The organism is Actinoplanes oryzae (genome assembly GCF_030757795.1).
GTDB lineage: Bacteria > Actinomycetota > Actinomycetes > Mycobacteriales > Micromonosporaceae > Actinoplanes.
In genome coordinates, this window is sequence record NZ_JAUQWH010000128.1 from 1 (window position 1) to 25,744 (window position 25,744).

Genomic DNA, 25,744 nt, shown 5'->3' on the forward strand with positions numbered 1-25,744 from the left:
CCACGTCCTCGCGCCGAGGTCGGGTGCCAGCAGGGGGGTACGGCGGGCGGCTGCGTCGCGGCACGGGCCCTCGTCGTGGACGTACTGCAGGGCCTCGAGCTCGGCGCTCGCCGTGTCGCTGCTGTAGCGGACCGGCGGCCGGGGATGCGGCGGGCCGCCGGCGGACAGGCCCAGCCCGGTGATGCCCGGCAGGAGCGCCGGGCCGGCCCGCAGCAGGTGGGTCACGGTCGGCCCGTACGCCGCCACGAGCGCCCACACGCGCTCGACGAACCGGTCCCGGGCGGGCCCTTCATCGAGGCGGAGCGGCTGCTGAGCGTACTTGTCCTGGTCGGTCATGCTCCGGACCTCACGCACCTGAGAGCGGCGGTAACAAAGATTGCGGCAGTTCGGACGCTATCGCCGGGTTGCGCTTCGTGGACAGATCCGGACTTGAATCGTTTCGCCCGGAGACGGTACGCGTTCGTTTTCTGCGGAGTCGGACCTCTATCGGTGGACTGATCCGCATGGAAGGGTGTTTCCCGCAAGCCGAATGACGCGCCTCTCCACCCGCTAGGGGGCCCCTGAGTGCCAGCGTCCGAAGTGCAGCACCACAACGTCTTCACCACCGATCGCGAGGTCGCCGCCGCGGCCCTGAACAGGCTGGTGGCGCACCGGCCCCGGCTCGCCTTCGGCGAGCCCGGCGGCGTGCAGTTCCGGATCCGGTCGGCGAACTGCGGCGAGTTCGGCGCCGACCTGGCGCAGATCGAGCACGGGGCCTACGGCTCGGTCACCCCGCCGACGGATCTGCTGGTGGCGGGCGTCCTCGCCCGGGGCCGGGGCCGGCTGGCGACCGCGCGCCAGGAGGTCGTCCTGGGCCGCGACGACGCGTTTCTCGGACCGGTGAACGTGGAGTACGAGGCCGAGTTCGTCAACCCGGCGATGATGATGGTGCGGCTGCCGTTCGCCTACGCCGCCCGGATGGCGGAGGAGCTCACCGGGCTGCCCGCCGCCGCGTTGCGCTTCGACGGCTCCACCGCGGTGTCGGCGTCGATGGGTCGCCACTGGGCGGCCACCGCCGGCTACCTGGGCAGCCAGCTGGTCGACACCCGCCAGGCCCTGCCGGTGCTGGTGGTGGGCCAGCTGCAGCGGCTGGCGGCCGTGGCGCTGATCGCGACGTTCCCGAACACGACCATGACCGCCGCCCGCCTGCCCGCCTCGGGCGACGCCGCGCCGGCCGTGGTGCGCCGCGCGGTGGCCTACGTGGACGGCCATGCCGATCAGCCGCTGACCGTCGACGAGATCGCGGCGGCCGCCGGCGTCGGCGTCCGGGCGCTGCAGATCGCCTTCCGGCGGCACCTGGAGACCACGCCGATGGGCTACCTGCGCCGGGTCCGCCGCGAGTACGCGCACCGCGACCTGCGCGCCGCGACCCCGGCCGACGGCACCACGGTCACCGGCGTGGCGCGGCGGTGGGGCTTCACGGACGTGAGCCGCTTCTCCGCCGCGTACCGGGAGGCCTACGGCCAGAGCCCGAGCCGCACGCTGCGCACCTGACGCAGTCCACTGTCGTGACACGTTGCTGTATTGGGTTGTCATAGTGTGTGAGACACAGTATTGTTCCAGGCATGACAAGCGACGCGACGCTCTCACAGCACCTGCAGGAGTTGCGCCGCGGCACCGTCGTCGTCGCCAGCCTCACCGTGCTCCGCACCCCGGGCTACGGATATTCGCTGCTGGAGACGTTGAGCGCGGCCGGCTTCGAGGTGGAGGCCAACACGCTCTATCCGCTGCTGCGCCGGCTCGAGTCCCAGGGCCTGCTGACCAGCGAGTGGAACACCGACGAGGCCCGGCCGCGCAAGTTCTACCGCACCACCGAGCAGGGCGAGGCGGTCGCGACCGCGCTGCGCACCGAATGGACCCGGCTCGACCGGGCCGTCACCGACCTGGGCACGACCACTGGGGAGCGAAAATGACCAGCCTCATCGACCGCTACGTGTTCACCGCCCTGCGCCGCGTCCCCGAGCAGCAGCGCGCCGACATCGACCGCGAGCTGCGCGCCTCCATCGCCGACGCCGTCGACGCCCGGGTCGGCTCGGGCACCGACCCCGACGTCGCGGTCGAGCAGGCCCTTCTCGAGCTCGGTGACCCCGACACGCTCGCCGATCGCTACGCGGGCCGCCGCACGTACCTCATCGGTCCTGAGCTGTTCGGCATCTGGCGGCGGGTGATGACCATGCTGTTCACCCTGGTCCTGCCGATCGTCGTGGTGGCTCTGGCCGGCGCCGAGGCGGTCGCCGGCGGCGGGGTCGGCGAGGTCGTCGGCTCGGCGATCGGCACCGTCATCACCGTGGGCGCGCACATGGCCTTCTGGACGACGGCGGTCTTCGCCCTCCTCGAGCGCCTGGGGCAGGGCCGGACGGAGCTGGGCCTGGTCTGGACGCCGGACAGACTGCCCCACTACCGGGAGGGCCGGCGCGCCGGCGCCCAGCTCGTCGTCGACCTCGTCTGGATCACGCTGCTGATCGCCGCCCTGGTGCTCCAGCAGTTCACCTTCACGGAGGAGCCGCTGCTCGACCCGGCCGGCTGGACCTTCTGGTGGCCGTACCTCATCGTCCTCATGCTCCTGGAGATCGCCTACGTGGTCCGGGTGTCCCGCCTGGCGGTCCGCACCCACCTGGTGACCGCGGTCAATGCCGTCCTCGCCCTGCTCGCCGGGGTCCCGCTGGTCTGGCTGGCCGCCACCGACCGCCTCTTCAACCCCGACGGCCTGCTCGGCGACCCCGGCGTCCACCCGTGGGCCACGGGCAGCGCGATCGTGCTGATCGTCGTGATCACCGTCTGGGACATCGTCGACCAGGGCCTGCGCACCCAGCGGTCCCGCAAGGGCGAGCCGGCCGGGCTTCCGGGCCTCGCCGCCTGACGCACCACCCGCAGCCCCGCCACGGCCCCCGTGGCGGGGCTGCGCCGTGCCCGGACACCGGAATGCCTGGCTCGTTCGGGCCGCCGTCCGCGCCCACCAGCCACAAAGCACTGTCAAGCGGGCCGTGTCGGCCGGTGGGGCGGGACACCCGGGCGGGCCCGCTCCCACAATGAGCCGGTCCCTCACCCCGACGTCCCGGAAGGGCGACATGCGGTCACCTGCGCTGCCCTACACCATCGTCGCCACGGACGTGGAGAAGTCCAGCCGCCGCGACGACGACCTCCTGCTGCGGATGCGCGCGGACCTGCGCGCCATGCTCGGCCAGGCCCTCGCCGACCAGGGCGTCGAGATCGACGCCGTGCCGGTGCTCGACGACGGCGACGGCTTCCGGCTCCTGCTGCCCGCGGACATCGCCCCGCGCGCCGCTCTCGATCCGTTCCTCGGCCGGCTCGGCGTCGAGTTGCGCAATCACCGGCGGGCCAGCAGCGAGCTGAACCGCCTGCGGCTGCGGGTCGCGGTCCATCACGGCCTGCTCACCCGCGAGCAGGGCGGCTCGTTCAGCGGCACGCCGATGCAGGTCTGTGCACGCCTGCTCGACAGCCAGGCCGGGCGCGACCTGCTGGCCGGGGCGCCGGCCGCCGACTTCGTCCTGCTGGTCACCGATCACTTCTTCGGCATGGTCGTGCGCGGCGGCGCCACGCTGGCCCCGGAGGAGTTCCGGCGGATCCGGGTCGAGGTGAAGGAGACCGACGCCCCGGCGTGGGCCTACCTGCCACCCGGCGGTGCCCCGGCGCCGCCGGCCGCCGGACCACCGCCCACGGCCCGGGCCGCCGCGGAACCGCCCGCGGGCTCGTCGATCGGGGTGTGGCTGTCCGGCGACGGTCACACGATCGGCGACATCTACGGCGGCGGCCATGGCGGCTGAGCCGGCCCCGGAGCAGCAGCCGGCCCCGGAGCAGAGCGGCGCCGCGGGCCTCGGCGACGACAACGACTCCGCGCGCAGCGCTGCCGACCGGCGCCAGGCGGTCACGGACGCCCTGAGCATGTTCGGCTCGCGCCGCTCCGGCGTCGTGATCATCGGCGACAACCACCGGTTCGGCAGCGTCTTCGGCGGCGACAGCCCGGGCGGCGCGGAGCCCGGCGGGCCGCTGCTGGAGCGGATCACCGCGCGGACGGTCGGCGAGCTGGACAAGGTCTTCCTCGCCCCGGCCGGCTTCGCCCAGCTGTGCGAGCCACTGGTCGAGCAGCGCCTGCTGCTGCTGGGCACGCGGCCGCGCTGGGGTGCCTCCGCGCTGGCCGTCCAGCTGCTCGCCGCCACCGGCCTCACCGTCTTCCACACCGTGCGCTTCACGGGCTCGCCGGCCGACCTGCCGATCGGTGAGCTGCCGAAACGCTCCGGGCTCATCCTCGAGGCGGCCGGTCCGCGGGCGCTGGCGACGCTGCGCACCCCGGGGATCGACCTGCTGCGCGAACGGCTGGACGCCGCCGCCTGCCGGCTCGTGGTGATCACGGACGCGGACCACGCCGGCCAGCACGGCAGCCTGTCCGCGTGGCGTACCGTGGCGGCACCGCCGGACGCGTACCAGCTGCTGCTGCGGCACCTCGCGGTCCGCCTCGGCGACGCGGACCGCGCGGCACAGGTCCTCGCCGAGGCGTCTCCGAGCCTCTCGCCCGCCGCGTTCGACATCCACCGCCTCGTCGAGCTCGCCTGTGACCTCGCCGAGGCGGCGCGCGGGCGCGGGACGGTCGCGGCGGCCGTCGAGCGATTCGCGGCCGGCGCCGACCGGGCGGTGGAGGAGTGGCTGGACGACGAGGTCACCGAGCCTGCCGACCGGGCGCTGGTGCTGTCGCTGGCGGTGCTCAACGGGATGCCGTACGAGGCCGTGGCGCGTGCCTCCCGCCTGCTCGAGCAGCGCTGGGCCGCGCAGGTGGCCGCCCCGGCAGCGGGAGCGAGGACGCGCCGCAGCCGGCGTGAGCGACTCCGGGCGGCCCGGGCCCGGCTGACCGTGGAGGAGCGCCCCACCCGGTACGGCCTGGCGCCCTTGGAGGTGGCCGCGTTCACCGACGACGAGTATCCGGCGCGGATCCTGCGGCACTACTGGCACGAGCACGACTACGACCAGGAGCTGGTGCTGGACTGGCTGACCGAGGTCGCCGCCGATGTCGAGGTCCGGGTGGCGACCCAGGCGGCGATCGCGGTCGGCTATCTCGGTACGTTCGCCTTCGACACCGTCCGGCGCGACGTGATCACCCCGTGGGCCGGCAGCGGGCGCGGCGACGAACGGGAGCTGGCCGTGGCCGCTCTGCACCTGCCGGCCCGCAGCGCCGCCACGGCCAACCGGACGGTGGCGCTCGTGCTCGACTGGGCCGGACGGCCGGGACCGGCGGCCCGGATGACTGCCGCCCGGGCGCTCGGCGGCAGCGTCGGCGCGGTCCTCGGCGAGGGGCCGGACACCCGCCTGGCCAAGCTCGCCAAGGGCGCCGACACCCCCTTGGCACTGGCGCTGGGCGACAGCCTCGCCGAGTTGATGGCCGACGCGGACGCCGCCCGGGCGGCCGAACTCCTGGGACTGATGGACGCGTGGTCCGCCGAGGGGCGTAACGGGCGCCAGCTCGCCGGCGTGCTCGCGTTCCTGCGCCTGTCCTGGACCCTGTGGACGGACGACGGCGACGTCACCTGGCCGACCGTCCTGTGGCTGGCCCAGCCGGATGCCGCCGGCGTCCTGCCGCCCGCGCACGACCTGATCGTGCGGCTGTGGAGCCGGGCACTGATCGCGCCCGGCGCGGACAGGTGGGTCCGCGCGGTGCTCGGGGCGTGGGCCGAGCACGCCGAGCGCCGCCCCGAGCTGCGCGAGCCGTTCGTCCGGTTGCTGGGCGAGGTGGCGCGCGGGGAACGCCAGGCGCGCCTGCTCACCGCGCACGCCACCCACCTGCGTACGCGCCGCCCGCCGGTGCCCGACACCGCGCGCCGGCTGATCACCGCACTGACCGAGGGAGCGCACTGACATGGCCGAGCCCATCCTTCAGCGACTGGAGCTGAGCCGTCTGCCGTTCAAGCGGCGGCCCGTCGCGCAACCGAGCACCACGCTGGTCTTCCAGATGGCCGACGGGCGCGTAATGGCGCCCGCGCATCCGTACACGACGGGGGAGACCTGGTGGCGAGGCCCCAAGTACGCCTTCGTGGTGGACCGCCGCGCGTACGGCGCCTCGTTCGTCACCGAGCTGCCCACCTCCGCGGCGGCCCTGTACTTCACCGCCACGGTGGACTACACGTGGTCGGTGCACGATCCGGCCGCCGTGGTCGGCACGGGCGTGGGCGACCCCGAGCCCGGCTGCCGAGCCCACCTGGAACGGTTGATGCCGCAGATCGCCGGTCGGCACAGCCCGCTGGACACGGCGAGCGCCGAGCGTGCTCTGCGCCACGAGTTCGGCCACCAGCCCCTCGACCTGTCGAACGGCATCCGGATGCAGAACGTCCACGTGCGGCTGCGGATGGACTCCGACCAGGCGGCACTGGCCAAGGAGCAGGAGATCGGCAAGCTGCGGCAGACGCTCGCCGAGCGCGACGCCGACGGCGAGGGCCGGATCGCGCGGATCCGCCAGCAGTATGAGCTGGCGCTGCAGGCCGAGCGTCAGCAGCGCTATCTCGAGGCGGTCGGCGGCGGCCGGGAGACCATGATGGCCCTGGTCATCGCCCAGCACCCGGACAAGGCGCCGGAGATCCTCGACACCATGATCGGGCTCTCCGAGCGCGAGGAGATGCGCACGCTGGAGGCGATCAAGGTGCTGATCGACGGCGGGGAGATCCGCCTCGGCGAGCTCGACGGCGCGGTGTCGGCGGCGGTCAGCCGGATCAGCGCCATCCTCGGCAAGGGACTGCCGGCGCCGGGCGGTGCCACCGAGGCGGACAAGCAGCTGCCGGCCGGCGCCGGCGAGGAGTCATGAGCGTCCTCGACACCACCGCCGCCTGGGTGGGCCGGGTTCTGGATGTGCTGCCGCCGGAGGCGGCCCGGTTCCTGTCCCTGCCGGTGCTGTTCGCGGTGGTGTGCCTGGGCGCGGTGCTGCTCTGGAAGCGGGTGCTGCCGCCGCTCGTACGCCTGGCCGTCTGGCTCACCGGGTGCGGCCTGACGCTGGCCGGTGCGGTGCTGCTGCTCGCCGAGATGGGGGCCGCCAGCTGCTTCCGGCAGGCCGGCCGCAAGCCCCCGGCGGCGGCTTACCACCTGGGTGACGCGGTGGCCTCCTGGGTCGCCGGCTTCGCGACCCGGTCGGAGGGGCTCAGGACCGGGTCCGCGAGGATCGCGCGGGTGCCGTGGGGCGTGATCGTGGGGTTCGCGGCCGCGTACTTCTGGCTGTGGAACTACCGGCACTGCCCGGACGGCGCGGCGGCCGGTTGCGTGCGTCCCGTCGGGAGCTGGCTGGCGTGGGTGTCGGAAACCGCGGACAGCGACGGCTGAGCACGCCGCACCGGGAGGGGGACCGGTGCGGCGTACCGGGGGCGGTCAGGAGGCGTAGGTCTCGAACTCGGCGATCTTCGGGGTACCCGAGGCCGCGGTGATGTCGAAGGTGATCTTCTTCGCCGAGGTGGCGGCGAAGGTGACGACGCCGGCGCGGGAGCCGGTGGCGAGCACGGCGCCGGTGTCCGCGTTGAGCAGGCGCCAGGCGGTGACGGTGCCCTCCGATCCGGCCTGCTCCCGGACGACGACCCGGGACACCGTGGTCGCGGCGTCCCACTTGACGGAGACGGATCCCGTCGTGCCGGCGGGGGACCAGATCGTGGCCAGGTTGCCGTCCTTGACGTTGCCGTAGCTCGTCCCGCTCGCCTTGCTCGATCCGTCCGCGCCGCCGGCCAGGCTCAGATTCACCCCGCTCGGCTGTGACGGCGACGGCGACGGCGAGGCCGGCGGGGACTGGCTGGGCGTCGGGCTGGTGGTGGGCTGGGTGGGGGTCGGGCCGGTGGTGGGCTGGGTGGGGGTGCAGCTGCCGTCGGACACCTGCAGGCCGGTGCCGGATCCCGCCGTACGCGCCACGACCGCCGGTACGCACGACGCCGGGTCCAAGGTGTACGCGTACGGGATGCTCACCGACGTGTTCGACGTGACGTCCGGCCCCGCGGGGTTCGTGTCCTCGCCCGGCGACGACCAGGTGACGTTGTCGAAGACGTTGCCCGCGACCTGCCAGTAGCCGGCCGCGTCGGTGTAGAAGGTGCCGAGGACGTCCTTGGAGTTCTTGAAGTAGTTGTTCTCCACCTTGGCGCGCGCCCCGGCCCGCGAGTTGATGCCGGACTCGTTCAGGCTCACGTACGAGTTGTTGTAGATGTGCGCGATGCCGCCGCGCAGCAGGGGAGTGCGCGAGTCGATGTTCTCGTACAGGTTGTGGTGGAACGTGACGTAGCCGTTGGACGTGTCCGACTCGCTGGAGCCGATGAGCCCGCCCCGGCCGGAGTTGCGCAGCGTGCTGTAGGACAGGGTGACGTACTGGGTGTTGTCCTTCATGTCGAACAGCCCGTCGAAGCCCTCCGCCTCGCCGCCCGAGGCGAGCAGCGACACGTGGTCGACCCAGACGTTGCGCACGTCGGTCTCCATGCCGATCGCGTCGCCGCCGTTGGAGGTGGGCGAGCCGGACTTCTTGACGTTCCGCACGGTCACGTTCTGGACGATGATGTTGCTGGACTCGCGGATGTGGATCCCGAGCTGGTCGAAGACCGCCCCGGCGCCGACCCCGACGATCGTGACGTTGCTGATCTGCTTGAGCTCGATGACGCCGGCGGCGGTGTTGCAGCTGCTACCGGAGACCTTCGCGGTGTTGCCGTGGTTGATCGTGCCCTCGACCTGGATGATGATCGGCGTGCTGCTGCTGGCCCGCGTGCACAGTGCGGTGTGGATCGCGGTGCCGGTCGTGGCCCGCACGGTGGCGCCGCCCGCGCCGCCGGTCGTGCCGCCGTTCTGCGTCGCGAAGCCCGTGACACCGCCGGTCGCCGCCGAGGCCTGGGTCAGCGGCAGGGCCGCACCGATCCCCGCTACGACGGCCGTCGCGGCGAGCGCTACCAAGGGACGTCTCATGGTCGCCTCCGTCAAGTATTGATGAACGTCAGTGTAGGAAAGCGCTTACCCGGCCCGTCAACAGTGCGGATGTGCAGGTTTGTTGCAGTGCCATGGTGGGAAAGCGCTCTCCGAGACGCCCGGAATGCCCCTTCTGAACGGCGCAGGGATTGACATGCATGAAACACTGCGGACATCTCGGAGAGCGCTTTCCCCCGTCAGCTCCCCTCAGGAGTCCGCATGGCACTCGCCCGCCTCGGGCTGTCCGTCCTGACAGCCCTGGCCACCGTCCTCATGGTCCCCGCCCCCGCCCGCGCCGCCGACACCCTGCTCTCCCAGGGGCGCCCGGCCACCGCCAGCTCGTCGGAGGGCGCGGACGTCCCCGCCGCCAACGCCGTCGACGGCAACACCGCCACCCGCTGGTCCAGCCAGTTCACCGACGCGCAGTGGCTCAGCGTCGACCTCGGCGCCGCCGCCACGCTCAGCCGGGTCGTGCTGCGCTGGGAGAACGCGTACGGCAGCGCGTACCAGATCCAGACCTCGCCCGACGGCAGCAGCTGGACCACCGTGCACACCGCGACCGGCCGCACCGGCGGCACCGACGACCTGGCCGTGACCGGCACCGGCCGCTACGTGCGCATGAACGGCCTGCAGCGCGGCACCGGCTACGGCTACTCGCTGTGGGAGTTCGAGGTGTACGGCAGCCGGGCCGCCGCCGACACCTGGACCACCGTGTGGAGCGACACCTTCGACGGCCCGTCCGGCAGCGCCCCGAGCGCCGCGAACTGGCTGATCCGCACCGGCACGCAGTATCCGGGCGGCGCCGCGCACTGGGGCACCGGATCCGTCGAGACCGCCGCCGCGTCCAATGTCACGCTCGACGGGTCCGGGCGGCTCGCGATCCAGGCCCGGCGCGCGGGCACGGAGTGGACCTCCGGGCGCATCGAGACCCAGCGCAGTGACTTCACGCCGCAACCGGGGGAGATGCTGCGCTTCGCCGCGGTGCTCCGGCAGCCCGACGTGGCCGACGGGCTGGGCTACTGGCCCGGCTTCCGCGCGACCGGCGCCGCGTACCGGGGGAACTATCAGAACTGGCCCGGCGTCGGCGAGACCGACATCATGACCGACGTCAACGGCCGGGGCCAGCTCGCCCAGACGCTGCACTGCGGCACCGCGCCCGACGGGGTGTGCAACGAGTACACCGGCCGGTCGAGCGGCTTCGCGTCCTGCGTGGGATGCAGGACCGGCTTCCACGAGTACGCCCAGGTGATCGACCGCACGAAGACCGACGAGGAGATCCGGTTCTTCCTCGACGGCCGGCAGACGTGGGTGGTGCGCGAGTCGCAGGTCGGCGTGGCCGCGTGGCAGGCGGCGGTGCAGCACGGCTTCTACCTGCGGCTGGACCTGGCGATCGGCGGGTCGCTGCCGGACTCGGTGGCCGGCCTGACCACGCCCACGGCGCAGACGACCTCGGGCGGCACGCTGCTCGTCGACTCGGTGACCGTGTCGCGGCAGTCCGGCACGACCGCCCCGGCGCTGACCGATCCGGCCACGCCGGCCGGCCCGAGCACGGTCCGCGTCACCGGCACGCAGGGTGCATGGCAACTTCAGGTCAACGGATCCCCGTACGAGATCAAGGGTGTCACCTACGGCCCGCCGCAGGGCGCCGCCGACGGGTACGTCCGTGACCTGCGCGCCATGGGCGTCAACACGATCCGCACGTGGGGCGTCGACGACGCGCAGACGCCGGTGCTGCTCGACAAGGCGGCGCAGCAGGGACTGAAAGTGATCGTCGGGCACTGGCTCAACCAGGGCGCCGACTACGTGAACGACACGGCGTACAAGAACGCGGCCAAGGCCGAGATCGTCGCCCGGGTCAATGCCCTCAAGGGCCGTCAAGGCGTCCTGATGTGGGACGTCGGCAACGAGGTGATCCTCACGATGCAGGACCACGGGCTGGCGCCGGACGTGGTGGAGGCGCGGCGGGTCGCGTACGCCCAGTTCGTCAACGAGCTGGCCGTCGCGATCCACGCCGCCGACCCGAACCACCCCGTGACCTCCACCGACGCGTACACGCAGGCGTGGACCTACTACCAGCGCTACGCCCCGGCGCTCGACCTGCTGGCCGTCAACTCGTACGGCGCGATCGACACCGTCAAGCGCGACTGGATCGCCGGGGGACACACCAGGCCGTACGTGGTGACCGAGGGCGGCCCCGACGGCGAGTGGGAGGTGCCCAACGACGCCAACGGGGTGCCGGCCGAGCCCTCGGACCTGGCGAAACGGCAGGGATACACGGACAGCTGGAACGCGATCAGGTCCCACCCCGGCGTGGCGCTCGGCGCGACCGAGTTCCACTACGGGCTCGAGAACGACTTCGGCGGTGTGTGGCTCAACACCACCACGGGCGGCTGGCGGCGGCTCGGGTACCACGCGCTGCGCCGCGCCTACACCGGGCAGGACGCGCCCAACACCCCGCCGGAGATCAGCGCCATGACGGTCGGCACGCCCACCGCCGTCCCGGCCGGGGGCACCTTCACCGTGTCGGCCTCGGTGACCGATCCGCAGGGGGATCCGATCCGCTACAACCTGATGGCCTCGGACAAGCACATCACGGGCAACCGCGGCCTGACGCACCTCAGCTTCACGGAGAACGGATCCACTTTCACCGTACGGGCACCCGAGCGCCTCGGCGTCTGGAAGATCTACGTCTACGCGTACGACGGCCAGGGCAACGTCGGCATCGAACAGCGCTCCTTCCGCGTCGTCCCGCCCACCGTCCCCGGCACGAACCTCGCCCGTGGCCGGACCGTCACCGCGTCGTCCTTCCAGGCGGCGGACGCCAAGCCCCCGGCGTTCGCGGTGGACGGCGACTACGGGACCCGCTGGGCCAGCGAGTGGGTGGACAGCGCGTGGCTGCAGGTGGATCTGGGCTCGGTGCAGAGCTTCGACCGGGTGCTGCTGGCGTGGGAGGACGCGTACGCCAGGGCGTACCAGATCCAGACCTCGGCCGACGGCGCCACCTGGTCGACGATCCACTCCACCACGACGGGCGACGGCGGCTTCGACACCGTGGCCGCCGCCGGATCCGGCCGGTACGTGCGGGTGACGGGCACCAAGCGCGCGACGGCGTACGGGTACTCGCTGTGGGAGTTCGGCGTCTACCGCAGCTGAGGCCGGGGCCGCGGGCATGCTTTGCGGGCGGTCACCCGGACCGGGTCGGCCGCCCGTCCGCCGTCGCCTCGCCGCCACGCCACCTCGGATGGCCGATCATTTCGTGGCTCGGGGCCGGGCGCGTCCTTCGCGGTGCCGATCATCCTTCTTGCGGGGCCGGGCCGCATCCTGGGCGGCGTCGCCGGCGATGACCCCGGGGAACGCCCGATCCCGACCCCGGAGTTGACTGCCATGCTCCTGCGCTCCCTCGTCGTCCTGACCACCCTCGCCGTCACCTGGTGCGCCGCCGCCGTGCCCGCCCCGGCTGTCCCCGGCAACGCCCCGCACGCCGTCCTCGTGGTCGCCGCACCCCGGCCCGGCGGCCGCTGACAGCGAAACACGATGGAGTGAGGGGGCCGCTCTCCGGCACACTGGCCGGGATGAAGACGCTCCCCTGCGGGCATGTGGCGCACGCCGCCGGCAACCGGCTGTGCCGGCACGTGTTCGATGCGGTTCGGACCGACTACTACGCCCTGCTGACCGGCCGGGGGATCGAGGCCGACCTGTGCTGCGCGGAGTGCGTCGAGGCGGCAGAGCGCGGCGACGTGCCGCCGCTGGTGAAGGTGTGCGAGGGCTGTTACGACCGGCGCGCCGAGGATGTCAGCGGCTGGCGCGGCGAGCCGGGCATCACCGAGCGGCCCGAGCCGGTGGACGGCACGCTCCTCGTGACGCCGTTGCCGGACGGGCTCGGCACCGTGCTGGATGTCGCCGGGGTGCCGGGGCGGTGGCTGGTGCTGACGGCGGATGCGCGGCTGTCCCTCCTGGATCCGGCGGGTGGCGGCGAGGAGGTGGCGGCCGGGATCCTGACGCCGGAGCCGGACGAGCGGCCCCGGGTCCGGCGCCTCTTCCGGCATCGGCTGCACGTCGACGGGGACGGCCGGTTCGCCGCGGTGGTCAATGATCACGGCCGGCACGGGCGGGTCGTCGATCTCCGGACCGGCCGGGTCACCATGACGCTGCACGGCGGGGGGGGGGGCTCGACGCGATGACCGGCCAGCCGGCCTACCTCCGCAACGGCCGCTTCGACATCCTCGCCGCCAACGCCCTCGGCCGGGCCCTGTACGCCCCGGTCTACGACTCGCCGCTGTTCGCCCGCCGTGGTCCGGTCAACACCGCGCGGTTCCTCTTCCTGGATCCCGGGTCCGCCGGCTTCTGGCCCCGGTGGGAGAAGACCGCCAACGACTCGGTCGCCGCCCTGCGCGCCGAGACCGGCCGCTCGCCGCACGACAAGGCCCTGACGGACCTGATCGGCGAGCTCTCCACCCGGAGCGACGACTTCGCCCGGCGGTGGGCCAGGCACGACGTGACACTGCACCGCTCCGGCGTGAAACACCTCCGCCACCCGCTCGCCGGGGACTTGGCCCTGCCCTACGAGGCCCTCGACCTGCCCGCCGACCCCGGGCTGCGCATCACCGTCTACTCGCCCGAGCCCGGCTCGCCCGAACGCCGGGCGCTCGACCTGCTGGCCGCCATGACCGGCCCGGCGGCCACCGAGCCCGGCCGGTCGGCGACGGTCTAGCTGAGCGACAACGGCTCCTGCTACAAGTCCCGCCGCGGGCACCGGCTCCGCACCGCCGCGGCCCGGTCCCCACGTCGGCACAGGCCCTAAACGCTGGAGCAGACGGTGCCGTTGAGGGTGAAGACCTTGGGGAGGACGTTGGGGCCGCTGTAGGCGCCGACGAAGCCGACGTTCGTGGTGGCGCCGGCGGCGAGGGCGGTGTCGGTCGTCACGCGGACCGTGCGGTCGCTCTGGGTCCAGGTGGCGTTCCAGCCGCTGCTCACGCTCTGCCAGGCGGTCGGCCAGGTGAAGGCGAGCGTCCAGCCGGTGACCGCCGCGGCCGTATTGTTGGTGATGTCGATCGAGCCGACGTAGCCGTTGCCCCAGTCGTTGGTGTCGCGGAACGTCACCGTGCAGGCGGCGGTGGCGGGCGTGCCGGTGGTGAAGGTCGCCGGTGGCGAGGCCTTCGACAGGCGGCCGGCGGCGGCGCGGGCGAGCACGTTGACCGTGTAGCGGCGGCCCGGCTCGAGGTTGCGCACGGTCAGCGACGTGCCGGTCGTCTCGCCGAGGAGCTCGCTGACGCCGCCGTTCTGCCGGTAGACCTCGTACTTGAGGCCGGTGCCGGCGGCGGCCCAGGAGATCGTCGCTGTCCGGTCGGTCACGGTCGCGGCGGGCCGGGCCGGTGCCGCGGGGCCGCTTGCCGCCGCGCCGGCCGGGTGCAGGGTCACCAGACTGATCGAGTACGGCGCCAGCTTCTGCTCCCCCGCCGACCCGGCCGGGCCCGTGGCGATCCCGGACGCGCCGTTCGTGAAGGTGCTCACCACCGGAGTCGCCGTGGCGGGCGTGAAGCCGTGGTAGTTCAGCGCGACGGTGTGCGCGGCGTCCGGGTCCTTGTTGACAAGCAGGACGGCCACGTCGCCGTCGACCCGCCGGACGGCGTGCGTGCTCACGAGGCTCGTGCCGGAGCCCGTACCGATGAACTGGTCTCCGGGTCTGGCGAATTGGCCCATGAGGTGCAGGGCGTAGTAGGGCGCGAAGGGGGTGTTCAGCGGCGGCTGGCAGCCCTGATCATTGCAGTTGCCGCTGGACAGCAGGCCGAAGTCGTGGTAATCGGTCTGCCCCGCCACGGTACTGATCTTGTCGAGGCCGTTGTGCACGTTCCACCAGTGCACGGTGAAGACGCCCTGGGCGAGCAGCCCGCTGTAGACGTCGGCGAGATAGAGCGCACCGGGCTGCGTGTTCCGCCCCACGTCGACATTGGTCTCGGTCATGCTGATGCCGAGGTCGCGGCCGGCGTACGCCGTGATCTGCTCGCGCAGCAGGTGGACGGCGTCGCCGATGTGGGCCGGCTTGGTCAGCGCCTCGGCGGGGGTGGCGCCGCCGGGGTACCAGTGCACGTCCACGAAGTCGATGGCCGCGCCCGCCCGGGTGAGCACCTCCTGGTTCCACGAGCCCTGGTCGCCCGCGCCGACGATCGCGTCGGGCCAGTTGCCGGGCATCGTGAGCACCGCACCGATCTTGATGTCCGGGTCGACGGCCTTCATGGCGGCCGAGTACGCGACCACGGTGGCGGCGTACTCCTTCGGGCTCTTGTCGGCGTGCTCGTCCGCCTCCCACGCCGAGCCGTAGTGCCCGTTGCCGTAGTTCTCGTTGCCGATCGTCCAGTAGGTCGCGTCGTACCCCTTGGTGACGTTGGCGTAGCGCACCCAGTCGGCCGCCTCCTGCGCCGTCCCGGTGCCGTAGTTCGCGATGATCATCGGCTCGGCCCCGGTCCGGGCGGCGCCGGCCATGAACGTGTCGAAATCGGTGTCCGGCGCCACGTAGCCGCCGGGCGCGGTGTGGTCCCGCCAGTGATAGATGTCGGCGTACGACCCGCCGGGATAGCGCACCATCGACACACCGGCATCTTCGAGCAGGTCGGAAACCGCCGGCGTGCCCAGCTGGGCGTCCCAGATGGCGTGGTTGACGCCGAGCGCGACATCCCCGACGGTGGCGAGCCCGGCCCGCGCATCGACGTCGATCCGGGTGTCGGCGGCCGCGCTCGCCTGCGCCGGAGCACCCCCGAGGGCCGCGACGGCGAGCAGCACGGCGCTCGCCAGAGTCACTGTTCGCACCATGGTCTCCAGGGGTAGTGCCGACGTTGGGAGCGCTCCCATCCTGCGACTACGAAGCGGCGAGTGTCAATATCTGGACGGATGCGCGACGACTACCCGTTCGGCATGGTCGTGGCGCGGGCGGCGGCGTCCCGGCTGGGCGGCACGCCGAACTGGCGGCGGTACTCGCGGCTGAACTGGGAGGGGCTCTCGTAGCCGACGTGCCGGCCGACGCCCGTGACGTCGCCGGGGCGGGCGGCCAGCAGCAGGCGGGCCTCCTGGAGCCGGATCTGCTTCTGGAACTGGATCGGGCTCATCGCCGTGACCGTCTGGAAGTTGCGGTGGAAGGCGGACACGCTCATGCCGGCCAGCCGGGCCGGCTCCTCGACCCGGAACGAGGTCGCGTAGTGGTCGCGGATCCAGCGGATCGAGCGGGCGATCTGGGTGAGGGTGCTGTCCGCGAGGCCGAGCTGGCGGACGACGGCGCCCTGGTCGCCGGCGATGAGGCGCCACAGGATCTCGCGCTTGACCAGGGGCGCCAGGACGGCGGCGTCGCGAGGACGGTCGAGCAGGCGGACGAGCCGGAGCACCGCGTCGAGCAGCTCCTCCGGGGCGTCGCTGACGGCCATGCCGGAGGGCGCGCCGGCGGGCAGGGGTGGGAGGGTGCCGGGGCTCGCCTGCAGCACCAGCTCGGCGACGACGGCGGGGCGCAGGATCAGGCCGACGCCGAGGGCGGGCTCCTCCTCCGTCGCCGCGAGGAAGTGGCCGGTGACGGGCAGGTCGACCGAGGTGACCAGGTACTGGCCGGCGCGGTACTCGTACACCCGGTCGCCCAGGGCCAGCCGTTTCGCGCCCTGGGCGATGACGGCCAGCACGGTGCCGGTCATGGCCGGGGCGGGCGGCTCGGACCGGCTGACCCGGGAGATCAGGACGTCGTCGATGGCGGTCCGCTGATCGGGCCGGGCGTGCCGGGCCAGGAGGCCGCGCAACTCAGCAAGGCTCACCCCGGCATTGAAGCAGGATCAGGCAAGGAGTTGCGCGCATCGTTCTCACGTCCGCACCGGTCACGGTGATTGGCTGAGGTGGTCGACATCCCGACTCCCGAGAGGAATCGCCATGGTCGTGCACCACGGCTTCCACGCCACCATGACCGCGCTGCCGGGCCGCGGCGACGAGCTCGTCACGCTCCTGCTCGGCGCGCCGGCGCTGCCGCACGAGGACTGCCTCGTCTTCCTGGTCGGCCGGTCCGCGTCCGACCCCGACGTCGTGCACGTCACCGAGGGCTGGACCAGCGCGGCCGCCCACAGCGCCTTCTTCGCCACGGCGCCGGCCCGCGCCCTGGTCGCCGCGATCGGACCGCTGCTGGCCGGCGAGTCCGTCACCACCGACGAGACCCCGGTCGGAGGCAAGGCCTTCCGATGAGGACCCGGCCCCCGTACGACCCGGAGCTACGCACGCTGCTCGCCGCGCTGCCGCCCCTGCCCGCGCTCGGCCCGGACACCCTTGCGCAGCTGCGCCCGTACGCGTCGACCGCAGTTGATCGGCTTCTGGAAGGCCGCCCGATCTCGCGGCGCGACGTGCCCGCCCCCCGCCTCACGGTCCTCGGCCCGCCGGACGTGACCGCGGCGCCCTGCGTCTACTGGATCCACGGCGGCGGGATGGTCATGGGCGACCGCTTCTCCCAGATCGACATCCCGCTCGGCTGGCTCGAGGCGCTGGGTGCCGTGGTGGTCACGGTGGACTACCGGCTGGCGCCCGAGGCCCGTGGCACCACCCTCGTCGAGGACTGCTACGAGGGCCTGTGCTGGGTCGCCGCTCACGCCGCCGAGCTGGGCGTGGACCCGGGCCGCATCGTCGTGGCGGGCGCGAGCGCGGGTGGCGGGCTGGCCGCCGGCGTGACCCTGCTGGCCCGCGACCGCGGCGGCCCGGCGATCGCCGCGCAGCTGCTGATCGGCCCCATGCTCGACCACCGCAACGACAGCGCGTCGAGCCGGCAGTTCGCCGCCGGGCCGGGCGTGTGGACCCGGGCGGCGAACGAGTTCGGCTGGCGATCGGTGCTGGAGGACGGCCCGGTCTCGCCCTACGTGTCGCCCGCGCTCACCGCCGACCTCTCCGGCCTGCCCACCACCTACATCGACGCCGGGTCGGCCGAGGTGTTCCGGGACGAGGACGTCGCGTACGCCACCCGGATCTGGGCCGCCGGCGGACAGGCCGAGCTGCACGTGTGGGCCGGGGGCTGCCACGGCTTCGACGCACTGTTTCCCCGGGCGACGGTCTCTGCCGCCGCACGCCGCACGCGCGAGGGCTGGCTGAGGCGCGTACTGAAGGAAGTGAGCTGATCATGCGGGTCGCCGTCGTCACCGGCGCCAGCTCGGGCATCGGGCAGAGCGCCGCCGTCCACATCGCCCGGCGGGGCACGGGCGTCATCCTCACCTACCACGGCAACCGGGCCGGCGCGCTCGACACGGTCGCCACGATCGAGAAGGACGGCGGCACGGCCGTCGCGCTGCCGCTGGACGCCGGTCGCTCCGAGCAGTTCCCGGCCTTCCGCGACGCGGTGCTGTCGGCGCTGCGCGACACCTGGCGGCGGGACACCTTCGATCACCTGGTCAACAACGCCGGGGCGAGCGGGGCGGCCGCCTTCGCCGACACGTCCGAGGAGCTGTTCGACTCGCTGATGCGGGTGCTGCTCAAGGGACCGTACTTCCTCACCCAGACCCTGCTGCCCCTGCTCGCCTCCGGCGGCGCCGTGGTCAACGTGGCGAGCAACGCGGCGTCGTTCGCCGGGCTCGAAGCGGGCTACTCGGCGTACGGGACGATGAAGGGCGGGCTCGTCGTGCTCACCCGCTATCTGGCCAAGGAGCTGAGCGTCCGCGGCATCCGGGTCAACTCGGTCTCGCCGGGCTCCACCCGCACCCGCATCGGCGGCGACGCCTTCGCGCACCACCCGGAGGTGATCCCGGCCCTGGCGGCGCGGACCGCCCTGGGCCGCCTCGGCGAACCCGACGACATCGGCACGGTGATCGCGGCGCTGGCCGGCGACGACCTCGCCTGGATCACCGCCCAGGACATCGAGGTGTCCGGCGGCTACAACCTTTGAGCGGGCGTCGCCGGCGCGCCCAAGGGCAGGGTCACCCGGAGGACGACAACGCGCCGCGGACCTCGTCGGCCTCCGGCATGCCGAGACGGCTGTAGAGCGTCACGGCGTCCCGGAAGTGGTCAGTGGCGAGGCCCGCGTCGCCGAGGGCACGGTGGGCGCGGCCGAGGCCGGCCTCGGCGCGGGCCTGCTGGTCGGCCGTGCCGAGGCCGGCGGCGAGCGCGGCGGCCAGGGAGTGATGCAGCAGGGCGTCCCCGGGCCGGCCCGCCGCCGAGGCTGTCTCGCCGAGGCCGTTCAAGGCCCGCGGCTCACCCTCCCGGTACCCGATGTCGCGGCAGATGCTCAGCGACCGCTGGTGGTGCTCGCCCGCCTGCGGGAACTGGCCGAGGCGCCGGTGGAACGTGCCGAGGTTGTCCCACGCGATGACCTCGCCGGTACGATGCCCGAGCCGCCGGTAGAGCGACAGCGACTGCTCCAGATGCTCGCCGGCCCGCTCGACCAGGCCCAGGCGCAGCTCGGCCAGCCCGAGGCCGCCCAGGGTGCCCGCCTCGCCGTCCCGGTTGCCGGCCTGCCGGCACAGTGCCAGGGCCTGCGCGAAACGATCGGCGGCGGACCCGCAGCGACCCAGCCGGTTGTCGATGTCGGCCAGGTTCGCCAGCGCCTGGGCCTCCCCGATGCGATCGCCTTGCTGCCGGTGCAGGCGCAAGGCGCGCGCGAACCGGCCGGTGGCCTTGTCATAGCGGCACAACCGGTGCTCGACCACACCGAGACCGGTCAGCGCGCGAGCCTGTCCCGAGGGATCACCCGTCCGGGCGAACAGGGCCAGGGCCTGTCGCAGATGCTTCGCGGCCGGGCCGTACCGGCCGAGCTTGTGACACGCGCTGCCGAGGTCCGCCAGGGCCTGGGCCCGCCCGTTCAGGTCACCTGTCTGCCGGGCGGCACGCACCGCATGACGGTGCGCGGTCACCACCTCGGCGCCACAACGGCTCTGCAGATAGCGGTGCAGGGCGCCCGCCAGCCGGACGGTGTGCGCGGGCCAGCCGCCCCGGGCGGTGAACCGCAGCACGGCCAGCAGATTGGAGCGCTCGGTGTCCAGCCACCCGCGCGCCAGCTCCGGGCTGCCCATGTCCGGAGCTGGGCGGCCGGCCAGGGGCACGGAGGGCAGCGGGCGGAGGTCGGCCGGGTACAGCACGCTCACCGCGGTGGCGGCGAGGGCGAGGCAGTGGTCGAACAGCCGGGTCAGGGCGGCGTGCCGGTCGGCCGGGCGGTCCTCGTCGAGCGCCTTGGTGACGGCATAGGTGCGGACGAGGTCATGAAAGGTGTAACGGCCCGCCGACTCCCGCTGCAGCAGGTGATGACGGCACAGGTCCTCCAGCATCGCCGCGACGGTGGCGCGATCGGCCCCGGCCAGCACCGCGGCGGCGTAGGCGTCGATGTCCCGGCCGGGGGGAAGGGTCAGCAGGCGCAGCAGCCGCCGGTGGTCCGGGGCCAGGTGGTGGTAGGAGAGGGACAGGGCGAGCTCGACGCCGTTCTCGAGGCGGCGGTCGCGGTGACGGTCGTCGAGCCGGTCGGCGTGGTCGGTCAGCGTCCAGGCCGGCGTGCTTCGGATGTGGCCGACGAGCAGGCTCAGTGCCAGGGGCAGGCAGCCGCACCGGTGGGCGATGCGGCTCGCGGCCCCGGGGTCGGCACCCACCGGGACCCCACCGGTCGCCCGCGTCACGAACTCGACGGCCTCGTGCGGCGCGAGGACAGCGAGGGGAAGCTGCAGCGCCGGCCGAAGGGCCAGGTGACGACGGCTGGTGACCAGGGTCAGGCTGCCGGCCGCCCGGGGCAGCAGCGGGCGCACCTGATCCGGGCCCGCGGCGTTGTCCAGGATCACCAGCGTCCGGGTTCGGGCGACGAGGTCACGGTAGGCGCTGGTGCGGGCCCTCAGGCTGTGCGGGATCCGCTGACCGGGCATCCCGAGCCGGCGCAGGAACCCGTCGAGGACCGCGGCGGGGTCCACCGGCGGCCGGCCCGGATCGGGATCGAAACCGCGCAGGTCGACGACCAGGACCTGCGCGAAGACGCCCTCGCGCGCCAGGAGGTGCCCGGCGTGGAGGGCGAGGTGGGTCTTGCCCACTCCCGCCATGCCCTCGATCGCGCACACCGCCGCCGCCGGGCCGGGCCGCCGCGCCGCATCACGGATGCGCCGCACCTCGTCGGCGCGGGCGATGAGCTCCCCGGGCTCCGGCGGCAGGCCATCGCCCACCCGGACCTGGGTCACCGCCTCGGCCTCGCCTCCGACCACCCGCAGCGCCTGGCGCCACTGCGTCACATATCCGATGTCACCGTGCAGCGCCTCGACCACCGCGAGCACCAGATCGGTGTCCAGCCGCCGTCGCCCGGGCCGGAAGCAATAGGCCACCGTCGACTTGCACACCCGCTCGCCGGCGGGCCGGCCGGCGTTCACCCGGTTCTTGATCGTCTCGTACGACGGGTCACCGGCCCAGAGCTTGAGCAGCCGGAGCCGCTCGACGATGCCGTCGAGAGAGCCGGCCCGCGCCGGATCGGGCAGGGCGGTGAACGGTGTCATGGGCGCGCTCGCGGACCTGTCCGGCATCGCCACTCCACAGGAGAGCTCGGCATCGAGGTGCGTGCCGAGGCTACCGTCCGCCGCCGGCGCCGGCCGTCGCCGATCGGACACCGTCCCCGCGGACGGCCGGACCGAGCGTCCGAAGTCGTCCGAGATTCGGCCGCGGCGGCGGGCCCCGATCCCACACTTCACGGCGAGGCGGCCGACGACTGTCCGAGGCCGCACCGGAAATGGGGGAACGCAGATCATGAGAGCACGATGGCAGCTCCTGGCCGCGATGGTGGCCGTCGCACTGGCGGCCTTCCTCGCATCACCGCCGGCCTCGGCCGCTCCCGCGGCAACGCCGGCCTCGGAAGCTTCGGCGGCTCCGCCGGCCGGGCCGACTCCGGCTGCAGCGGAGGCGAAGTTCAAGATCTACAACACCGAAGGCAACTGCATCGACGGGAACAATCCGAACGGCGCCTACATCTGGGACTGCCTGAAGGTCGACAACCAGTACTGGCATCTCGACTGGACCGCCGACGGCTACTTCGCCATTCGCAACGTGAAGACGGACCGGTGTCTGCGCTCGGGTGCCATCGGCGCTCCGGTGGTGACCGGAGCGTGCGACGGCAGCCCCAGCACCCTGTGGGAGTACTTCACCGGCCCCGACGGGTGGTCCGAGCTCGCGACCTACAACTACCGGTTCTCCGTGGTCTCCCTGAACGCCCCGTCCACCGCGAACGGGTCCGGCCTGTCGATGGTGTGGACCGACGGCGGCCCGGGCACTCCGGAGTGGCCGACCTACGTCTGGGTCTTCCAGGTCATCTGACCGCACCGCCCGGACGCGGGCCGCTGGGGTGCATTCCCCGGCGGCCCGCACCTCGTGCTGAACCGGCCGCCACCCGCGGTGGGGGCAGGGCCGTCGCCCGCGGGGCGGACTTCGGGTGTCCGGCCGCTACCGCCTCGGAGCGGGCGTCACCGGCGCTTTGCTCAAGGAGGTTGCGCCTGGCGACGGCCCCGACCGGGCGGTCAGGCCGCCTTGCGCCACATGCGGTGGAAGGCGGGGCCGTCGCCGGCGGGGCGGATGTCGGGCGGGTCCATGCGGTCGAAGCCGTGGCGGGTCTCGTAGAGGCGGCGGCTGTCGACGCTGGTCGCCTCCAGGTAGACCGGGACGGTGAGGCGGCTGGTCGTGTGCTGCAGCAGCTTGCTGCCGAGGCCGGTGCGCTGCGGCTGGGCCACCAGGAAGGCGAGGTGCTGGTGCGGCTCGGCCGGGTGGTGCTCGTCGAAGACCTCGTCGAGGGCCTGGAAGCGGGCCAGGTGCGGCCCGGCGGCCTCGGCGGTGCGCTCGGCGTAGTTCTCCGGCTCGGTGGCCTCGCCGGTGCGGTCGAACCAGACGGCCGCGGCGGCGTAGGAGGAGTCGATGCTGTCGGCGACCACGACCTGGCCGGCGCCGGTGAGGGCGTGGCGGACGAGGATCTCGAACCAGGCGGTCATGCGGTCGAGGCGTTCGGCGGCGGGGCCGTCGACGAGCCAGTGGTTGATCTCGGAGTCGTCGAAGACCACGCCGAGCAGCTCGGCGACCGGGCGGGCCTCGGCGTCACCGGTGAGGGTCCGGAACATCAGCGCACCTCCTCGCCGTGGCGGCCGGCGGTCTGGTCGGCGAGGATGTCGGCGAAGTCGCCGGTGCGGGCGGCGGCGGTGCTGTCGGGGCCCAGGCCGATGCCGAGGTAGAGGGCGGGCCGGCGGGCGCGCAGGTACCAGGCCCGGGCGAGGCCGGCGGCGAACAGGACGACGGCGGTCAGCGGCATCCAGAAGGCCGGGCCGGTGCCGGGGTCGACGCCGTAGAGGGTGGCGAGGTTGTCCACGACGAAGACGCTGATGGCCAGGGTCAGGACGACGGCGACGGCCGGGGCGACGCGGCCGGTCCACAGCGACTCGCCGTGCAGGTCGCGGCCGAAGTAGCCGAGGACGGCGATGCCGGTCAGGGTGATGAGCAGCAGGACGCCGACGCCGCCCGTGGTGCCGCCCCAGAAGAAGAGCTGCACGAGCGGGTCCCAGCCGGCGACCGCGTAGAGCACGATGACGGCCAGGGCGAGGCCCGACTGGGCGTGCGATGCGACGCGCGGGGCGCCGCCGACCGTACGGGCGAAGGCGCGCGGCAGCACGCCCTCGCGGCCGAGGGCGAAGGCGTAGCGGGCGATGATGTTGTGGAAGGCGATCATGGCCGCGGCCAGGGAGGTCGCGAAGAGGATGGTGCCGATGTCGACGGCGTTGTCGCCGATGGTGACGGCGGCCAGGTTGAAGAAGAGGTTGGGGCCCTCGGCGGCGGCCCGCTCGACGACCTGGTCGCCGGCGGCGGAGATCTGGATCCAGCTGGCCAGGGCGTAGAGCACGCCGATGATCACGATCGTGGCGATGGTGGCCCGGGGCACCGAGCGCTTCGGGTCGCGGGCCTCCTCCACGTAGACGGCGCCCTGCTCGACGCCGGCGAAGGCGGTCGCGCCGATCGCCAGCAGCGCGCCGCCGCCGGAGTGGAACAGCGCGGAGGCCGAGAAGGGCGCGGCGGAGACGGTGAAGTCGCCGGAGAGCAGGATCGCCAGGCAGTAGACGACCACCAGCAGCGTCTCCGAGACGACCAGCACGGCGAGGACGCGCTCGGAGACCTTGACGTCGCGGCGGCCGAGCCAGGTGACGACGGCCCAGACCAGCAGCGCGAGGGCCCACCAGGGAACCTCGGCGCCCACCCACTCGGAGACCAGGGGCGCGGTGATGGCGCCCAGGCCACCGTACGAGGCGATCTGGAAGCAGTTGTACGCCAGCAGCGCGATCAGGGACGAGCCGACGCCCACCGGGCGGCCGATGCCCTTGGCGATGTAGGCGTAGAACGCGCCCGCGTTGGGGATGTGCCGGGCCATCGCGAGGTAGCCGACGGAGAAGACGACGAGGCTGGCGGCGAGGGCGATCATGGCGGCGGACACGGCGGTGAGACCGGTGACGGCCAGGCCCGTCGTGACGACGCCGGCGACGACGGTCAGCGGGGCGACGGAGGAGGCGATGGCCAGGCCTATGCCGGGCGCGCCCATGCGCCCGGGGGCGAGGGCCATGTCGGTGGTGACGGGAGGCACGGGACTCCTTGAGGGGGATCAGCGGATCAGGATGGTTTTGTGGTGCAGGTTCTGGGTGGTGAGCAGGAGCGCCTGGACGGGCGGGGGCAGCCCGAGCAGGGCGCGGCGGCGCAGCTCGTCGCGCTGGCCGCCGCGGAGCAGGTCGAAGGACCGGGCGTCCAGGCCGATGGCGAAGACCAGGCCGGTCAGCAGGAAGTCCTCCGGGGTGAGGCCGGCGCCGGAGCGGAACCTCTGGCTGATCGTCTTGACGGCGCTGCCGGACAGCACCAGGTCGCGCGGCTGCCAGCCCAGCCGCTTGCGGACCAGGCCGCGCTCGACCTGTTCGACGAGCCCGGCGGCGGCGAGCCGGTGCTCCACCAGGGTGGTGACCGGCCCGCTGAGGTACTGCCGGTCCGCGGGGTCCTGGAGATAGCGCAGCCAGGTGGACAGGTCCTGGCTGGGCACCCGGTTGCGGTCCGTGCCGCTGCGCCGCACGTGGTCCAGGCGCGCCCACAGGCCCGCGAAGACGGCGTGCTGGGCGGGGTCGAGCCGCCACGGCAACCGCGCGCACGTCGCGCAGCCCTGTTCGGCGCCGAGGTGCCCGCAGTCGCCCGGCGCCCGCAGCCGGACCCGGGCGCTCTCGTCGGCCGTCTGCGGCTCGATCGCGATCCGCCCCAGCAGGACCAGCTCGGCGAGCAGGGCCCCGGCCAGGCCGAGGCCCAGGGTCTCCGGCCGCACCGCCGACCGGCGCGGCAGGTTGTCGTGCGCCGCCAGCCAGAGCTCGTCGGCCACCGGCAGCCGCCCGGGGGTCGTCATCCGGATCCCTCCGCACGTCAAGACACAATGGACAGTCAGGACAGAATCCGCCGACAACGGGCAGTGACGACAAGGTCACCGGCGCCGGTTGGTCACCTTACGACGTGGCCCGGATTCCAGCTACCCCGATCGATGCCTGTTCTCGACTTCGTCAAAAACGGAGGTTTGCGGCGCCGCCGGAGGAGCAAGCATTGCGGGCATGACGGATGAAGACGAGCGCCGCCGCCTCGACGAGCAGGAGGCCGAGCAGGTCGAGCCGGTCCGGCCCCCCGACGATCTCAACCAGGAGGCCAACCGCTCCGCCACCCGGCTGGAGCTCTTCTTCGACCTCGCCTTCGTCCTCTTCGTCGCCCGCTGCGCCGACCTGCTGGCCAAGGACGAGACCTGGCACGGCGCGGCGCTGTTCGTCGCCGTGCTCACGGTGGGCTG

At 73.3% G+C, this 25,744-nt stretch carries 22 protein-coding genes and 2 pseudogenes; 16 read left to right on the forward strand and 8 right to left on the reverse strand.

Translation table 11 applies throughout. The features are described from left to right. Nucleotides 1-336 (reverse strand): annotated as a pseudogene (locus RBH18_RS31650) (hypothetical protein); the annotation flags it as partial. Between the two features lie 228 nt (nucleotides 337-564). On the opposite strand from RBH18_RS31650, the gene RBH18_RS31655 reads away from it, so the two are divergent. The 7 genes from RBH18_RS31655 to RBH18_RS31685 all read left to right on the forward strand — a co-directional run bounded on the left by RBH18_RS31655 (nucleotide 565) and on the right by RBH18_RS31685 (nucleotide 7,353). Further along, a complete protein-coding gene (locus RBH18_RS31655; RefSeq protein WP_306214134.1) occupies nucleotides 565-1,533 on the forward strand; it encodes an AraC family transcriptional regulator in 969 nt (322 codons plus the stop codon). A 71-nt stretch (nucleotides 1,534-1,604) separates the two neighbouring features. After that, nucleotides 1,605-1,952: a PadR family transcriptional regulator gene (locus RBH18_RS31660; protein ID WP_306214135.1), complete on the forward strand. Its 348-nt coding sequence runs from the start codon at nucleotides 1,605-1,607 to the stop codon at nucleotides 1,950-1,952. Continuing rightward, nucleotides 1,949-2,899 carry a permease prefix domain 1-containing protein gene (locus RBH18_RS31665; RefSeq protein WP_306214136.1) on the forward strand — a complete coding sequence of 317 codons (951 nt, stop codon included), beginning with the start codon at nucleotides 1,949-1,951 and terminating at the stop codon, nucleotides 2,897-2,899. Before RBH18_RS31660 ends, RBH18_RS31665 begins: the two co-directional genes overlap by 4 nt. A 208-nt stretch (nucleotides 2,900-3,107) precedes the next feature. Continuing rightward, the gene (locus RBH18_RS31670; protein WP_306214137.1) at nucleotides 3,108-3,824 is read left to right on the forward strand and encodes a hypothetical protein; all 717 of its coding nucleotides are present in this window, start codon (nucleotides 3,108-3,110) and stop codon (nucleotides 3,822-3,824) included. Then, a complete protein-coding gene (locus tag RBH18_RS31675; protein ID WP_306214138.1) occupies nucleotides 3,814-5,904 on the forward strand; it encodes a hypothetical protein in 2,091 nt (696 codons plus the stop codon). Before RBH18_RS31670 ends, RBH18_RS31675 begins: the two co-directional genes overlap by 11 nt. 1 nt (nucleotide 5,905) lies before the next feature. After that, nucleotides 5,906-6,844: a hypothetical protein gene (locus RBH18_RS31680; RefSeq protein ID WP_306214139.1), complete on the forward strand. Its 939-nt coding sequence runs from the start codon at nucleotides 5,906-5,908 to the stop codon at nucleotides 6,842-6,844. Continuing rightward, nucleotides 6,841-7,353: a hypothetical protein gene (locus RBH18_RS31685; RefSeq protein ID WP_306214140.1), complete on the forward strand. Its 513-nt coding sequence runs from the start codon at nucleotides 6,841-6,843 to the stop codon at nucleotides 7,351-7,353. The genes RBH18_RS31680 and RBH18_RS31685 overlap by 4 nt, the downstream gene beginning before the upstream one ends. 45 nt (nucleotides 7,354-7,398) lie before the next feature. On the opposite strand, the gene RBH18_RS31690 is transcribed toward RBH18_RS31685, so the two are convergent. Then, a complete protein-coding gene (locus tag RBH18_RS31690; protein WP_306214141.1) occupies nucleotides 7,399-8,958 on the reverse strand; it encodes a pectate lyase family protein in 1,560 nt (519 codons plus the stop codon). Between the two features lie 219 nt (nucleotides 8,959-9,177). Here RBH18_RS31690 and RBH18_RS31695 point away from each other — a divergent pair, with 219 nt between their 5' ends. The 4 genes from RBH18_RS31695 (at nucleotide 9,178) to RBH18_RS31710 (ending at nucleotide 13,669) form a co-directional block, all read left to right on the forward strand. Then, nucleotides 9,178-12,111 carry a discoidin domain-containing protein gene (locus RBH18_RS31695; RefSeq protein WP_306214142.1) on the forward strand — a complete coding sequence of 978 codons (2,934 nt, stop codon included), beginning with the start codon at nucleotides 9,178-9,180 and terminating at the stop codon, nucleotides 12,109-12,111. 231 nt (nucleotides 12,112-12,342) lie between these two features. Further along, nucleotides 12,343-12,480 carry a hypothetical protein gene (locus tag RBH18_RS31700; RefSeq protein ID WP_306214143.1) on the forward strand — a complete coding sequence of 46 codons (138 nt, stop codon included), beginning with the start codon at nucleotides 12,343-12,345 and terminating at the stop codon, nucleotides 12,478-12,480. 50 nt (nucleotides 12,481-12,530) lie between these two features. Then, a complete protein-coding gene (locus RBH18_RS31705) occupies nucleotides 12,531-13,139 on the forward strand; it encodes a hypothetical protein (RefSeq protein ID WP_306214144.1) in 609 nt (202 codons plus the stop codon). Continuing rightward, nucleotides 13,136-13,669 carry an MmyB family transcriptional regulator gene (locus RBH18_RS31710; protein WP_306214145.1) on the forward strand — a complete coding sequence of 178 codons (534 nt, stop codon included), beginning with the start codon at nucleotides 13,136-13,138 and terminating at the stop codon, nucleotides 13,667-13,669. Before RBH18_RS31705 ends, RBH18_RS31710 begins: the two co-directional genes overlap by 4 nt. An 86-nt stretch (nucleotides 13,670-13,755) precedes the next feature. Here the strand turns inward: RBH18_RS31710 and RBH18_RS31715 are convergent, their stop codons facing one another. Both RBH18_RS31715 and RBH18_RS31720 read right to left on the reverse strand, forming a co-directional pair. Continuing rightward, nucleotides 13,756-15,765 (reverse strand): cellulose binding domain-containing protein, encoded by a 2,010-nt coding sequence (locus RBH18_RS31715; protein WP_306214146.1) that lies wholly within the window; start codon nucleotides 15,763-15,765, stop codon nucleotides 13,756-13,758. A gap of 89 nt (nucleotides 15,766-15,854) precedes the next feature. Beyond that, nucleotides 15,855-16,745 (reverse strand): AraC family transcriptional regulator, encoded by an 891-nt coding sequence (locus RBH18_RS31720; protein WP_306214147.1) that lies wholly within the window; start codon nucleotides 16,743-16,745, stop codon nucleotides 15,855-15,857. Nucleotides 16,746-16,857: 112 nt separating this feature from the next. Here RBH18_RS31720 and RBH18_RS31725 point away from each other — a divergent pair, with 112 nt between their 5' ends. The 3 genes from RBH18_RS31725 to RBH18_RS31735 are packed head-to-tail and all read left to right on the forward strand — an operon-like array spanning nucleotide 16,858 to nucleotide 18,841. After that, nucleotides 16,858-17,163 (forward strand): putative quinol monooxygenase, encoded by a 306-nt coding sequence (locus tag RBH18_RS31725; RefSeq protein WP_306214148.1) that lies wholly within the window; start codon nucleotides 16,858-16,860, stop codon nucleotides 17,161-17,163. Further along, entirely contained in the window at nucleotides 17,160-18,080 is a 921-nt protein-coding gene (locus RBH18_RS31730) for an alpha/beta hydrolase (RefSeq protein ID WP_306214149.1), read from the forward strand. The genes RBH18_RS31725 and RBH18_RS31730 overlap by 4 nt, the downstream gene beginning before the upstream one ends. A gap of 2 nt (nucleotides 18,081-18,082) precedes the next feature. Continuing rightward, nucleotides 18,083-18,841 carry an SDR family NAD(P)-dependent oxidoreductase gene (locus tag RBH18_RS31735; RefSeq protein ID WP_306214150.1) on the forward strand — a complete coding sequence of 253 codons (759 nt, stop codon included), beginning with the start codon at nucleotides 18,083-18,085 and terminating at the stop codon, nucleotides 18,839-18,841. A 31-nt stretch (nucleotides 18,842-18,872) separates the two neighbouring features. On the opposite strand, the gene RBH18_RS31740 is transcribed toward RBH18_RS31735, so the two are convergent. Beyond that, nucleotides 18,873-21,440, reverse strand: coding sequence for a tetratricopeptide repeat protein (locus RBH18_RS31740; RefSeq protein WP_306214151.1), 2,568 nt, complete (start codon nucleotides 21,438-21,440; stop codon nucleotides 18,873-18,875). Nucleotides 21,441-21,660: 220 nt separating this feature from the next. Between RBH18_RS31740 and RBH18_RS31745 the strand changes: the two genes are divergently transcribed. After that, nucleotides 21,661-22,224 carry an RICIN domain-containing protein gene (locus tag RBH18_RS31745; RefSeq protein ID WP_306214152.1) on the forward strand — a complete coding sequence of 188 codons (564 nt, stop codon included), beginning with the start codon at nucleotides 21,661-21,663 and terminating at the stop codon, nucleotides 22,222-22,224. A gap of 200 nt (nucleotides 22,225-22,424) precedes the next feature. Here RBH18_RS31745 and RBH18_RS31750 read toward each other — a convergent pair whose 3' ends face one another. Genes RBH18_RS31750 through RBH18_RS31760 form a run of 3 tightly spaced genes read right to left on the reverse strand, consistent with a single transcriptional unit; the run spans nucleotide 22,425 to nucleotide 25,315 of the window. Further along, a complete protein-coding gene (locus RBH18_RS31750) occupies nucleotides 22,425-23,015 on the reverse strand; it encodes an N-acetyltransferase (protein WP_306214153.1) in 591 nt (196 codons plus the stop codon). Beyond that, nucleotides 23,015-24,499 (reverse strand): APC family permease, encoded by a 1,485-nt coding sequence (locus tag RBH18_RS31755; protein WP_456237645.1) that lies wholly within the window; start codon nucleotides 24,497-24,499, stop codon nucleotides 23,015-23,017. Before RBH18_RS31755 ends, RBH18_RS31750 begins: the two co-directional genes overlap by 1 nt. A gap of 39 nt (nucleotides 24,500-24,538) precedes the next feature. Beyond that, nucleotides 24,539-25,315 (reverse strand): GPP34 family phosphoprotein, encoded by a 777-nt coding sequence (locus tag RBH18_RS31760; RefSeq protein ID WP_306214155.1) that lies wholly within the window; start codon nucleotides 25,313-25,315, stop codon nucleotides 24,539-24,541. Between the two features lie 199 nt (nucleotides 25,316-25,514). Between RBH18_RS31760 and RBH18_RS31765 the strand changes: the two are divergent. Continuing rightward, nucleotides 25,515-25,744, forward strand: a pseudogene (locus tag RBH18_RS31765) (low temperature requirement protein A); the annotation flags it as partial.

What these genes read in the sequence shown, in the direction of transcription:
- RBH18_RS31660 (WP_306214135.1), top strand. Translation starts at nt 1,605, where the DNA reads ATGACAAGCGACGCGACGCTCTCACAGCACCTGCAGGAGTTGCGCCGC.
- RBH18_RS31665 (WP_306214136.1), top strand. Translation starts at nt 1,949, where the DNA reads ATGACCAGCCTCATCGACCGCTACGTGTTCACCGCCCTGCGCCGCGTC.
- RBH18_RS31670 (WP_306214137.1), top strand. Translation starts at nt 3,108, where the DNA reads ATGCGGTCACCTGCGCTGCCCTACACCATCGTCGCCACGGACGTGGAG.
- RBH18_RS31675 (WP_306214138.1), top strand. Translation starts at nt 3,814, where the DNA reads ATGGCGGCTGAGCCGGCCCCGGAGCAGCAGCCGGCCCCGGAGCAGAGC.
- RBH18_RS31680 (WP_306214139.1), top strand. Translation starts at nt 5,906, where the DNA reads ATGGCCGAGCCCATCCTTCAGCGACTGGAGCTGAGCCGTCTGCCGTTC.
- RBH18_RS31685 (WP_306214140.1), top strand. Translation starts at nt 6,841, where the DNA reads ATGAGCGTCCTCGACACCACCGCCGCCTGGGTGGGCCGGGTTCTGGAT.
- RBH18_RS31690 (WP_306214141.1), bottom strand. Translation starts at nt 8,958, where the DNA reads ATGAGACGTCCCTTGGTAGCGCTCGCCGCGACGGCCGTCGTAGCGGGG.
- RBH18_RS31695 (WP_306214142.1), top strand. Translation starts at nt 9,178, where the DNA reads ATGGCACTCGCCCGCCTCGGGCTGTCCGTCCTGACAGCCCTGGCCACC.
- RBH18_RS31700 (WP_306214143.1), top strand. Translation starts at nt 12,343, where the DNA reads ATGCTCCTGCGCTCCCTCGTCGTCCTGACCACCCTCGCCGTCACCTGG.
- RBH18_RS31705 (WP_306214144.1), top strand. Translation starts at nt 12,531, where the DNA reads ATGAAGACGCTCCCCTGCGGGCATGTGGCGCACGCCGCCGGCAACCGG.
- RBH18_RS31710 (WP_306214145.1), top strand. Translation starts at nt 13,136, where the DNA reads ATGACCGGCCAGCCGGCCTACCTCCGCAACGGCCGCTTCGACATCCTC.
- RBH18_RS31715 (WP_306214146.1), bottom strand. Translation starts at nt 15,765, where the DNA reads ATGGTGCGAACAGTGACTCTGGCGAGCGCCGTGCTGCTCGCCGTCGCG.
- RBH18_RS31725 (WP_306214148.1), top strand. Translation starts at nt 16,858, where the DNA reads ATGGTCGTGCACCACGGCTTCCACGCCACCATGACCGCGCTGCCGGGC.
- RBH18_RS31730 (WP_306214149.1), top strand. Translation starts at nt 17,160, where the DNA reads ATGAGGACCCGGCCCCCGTACGACCCGGAGCTACGCACGCTGCTCGCC.
- RBH18_RS31735 (WP_306214150.1), top strand. Translation starts at nt 18,083, where the DNA reads ATGCGGGTCGCCGTCGTCACCGGCGCCAGCTCGGGCATCGGGCAGAGC.
- RBH18_RS31740 (WP_306214151.1), bottom strand. Translation starts at nt 21,440, where the DNA reads ATGCCGGACAGGTCCGCGAGCGCGCCCATGACACCGTTCACCGCCCTG.
- RBH18_RS31745 (WP_306214152.1), top strand. Translation starts at nt 21,661, where the DNA reads ATGAGAGCACGATGGCAGCTCCTGGCCGCGATGGTGGCCGTCGCACTG.
- RBH18_RS31750 (WP_306214153.1), bottom strand. Translation starts at nt 23,015, where the DNA reads ATGTTCCGGACCCTCACCGGTGACGCCGAGGCCCGCCCGGTCGCCGAG.
- RBH18_RS31755 (WP_456237645.1), bottom strand. Translation starts at nt 24,499, where the DNA reads ATGGCCCTCGCCCCCGGGCGCATGGGCGCGCCCGGCATAGGCCTGGCC.
- RBH18_RS31760 (WP_306214155.1), bottom strand. Translation starts at nt 25,315, where the DNA reads ATGACGACCCCCGGGCGGCTGCCGGTGGCCGACGAGCTCTGGCTGGCG.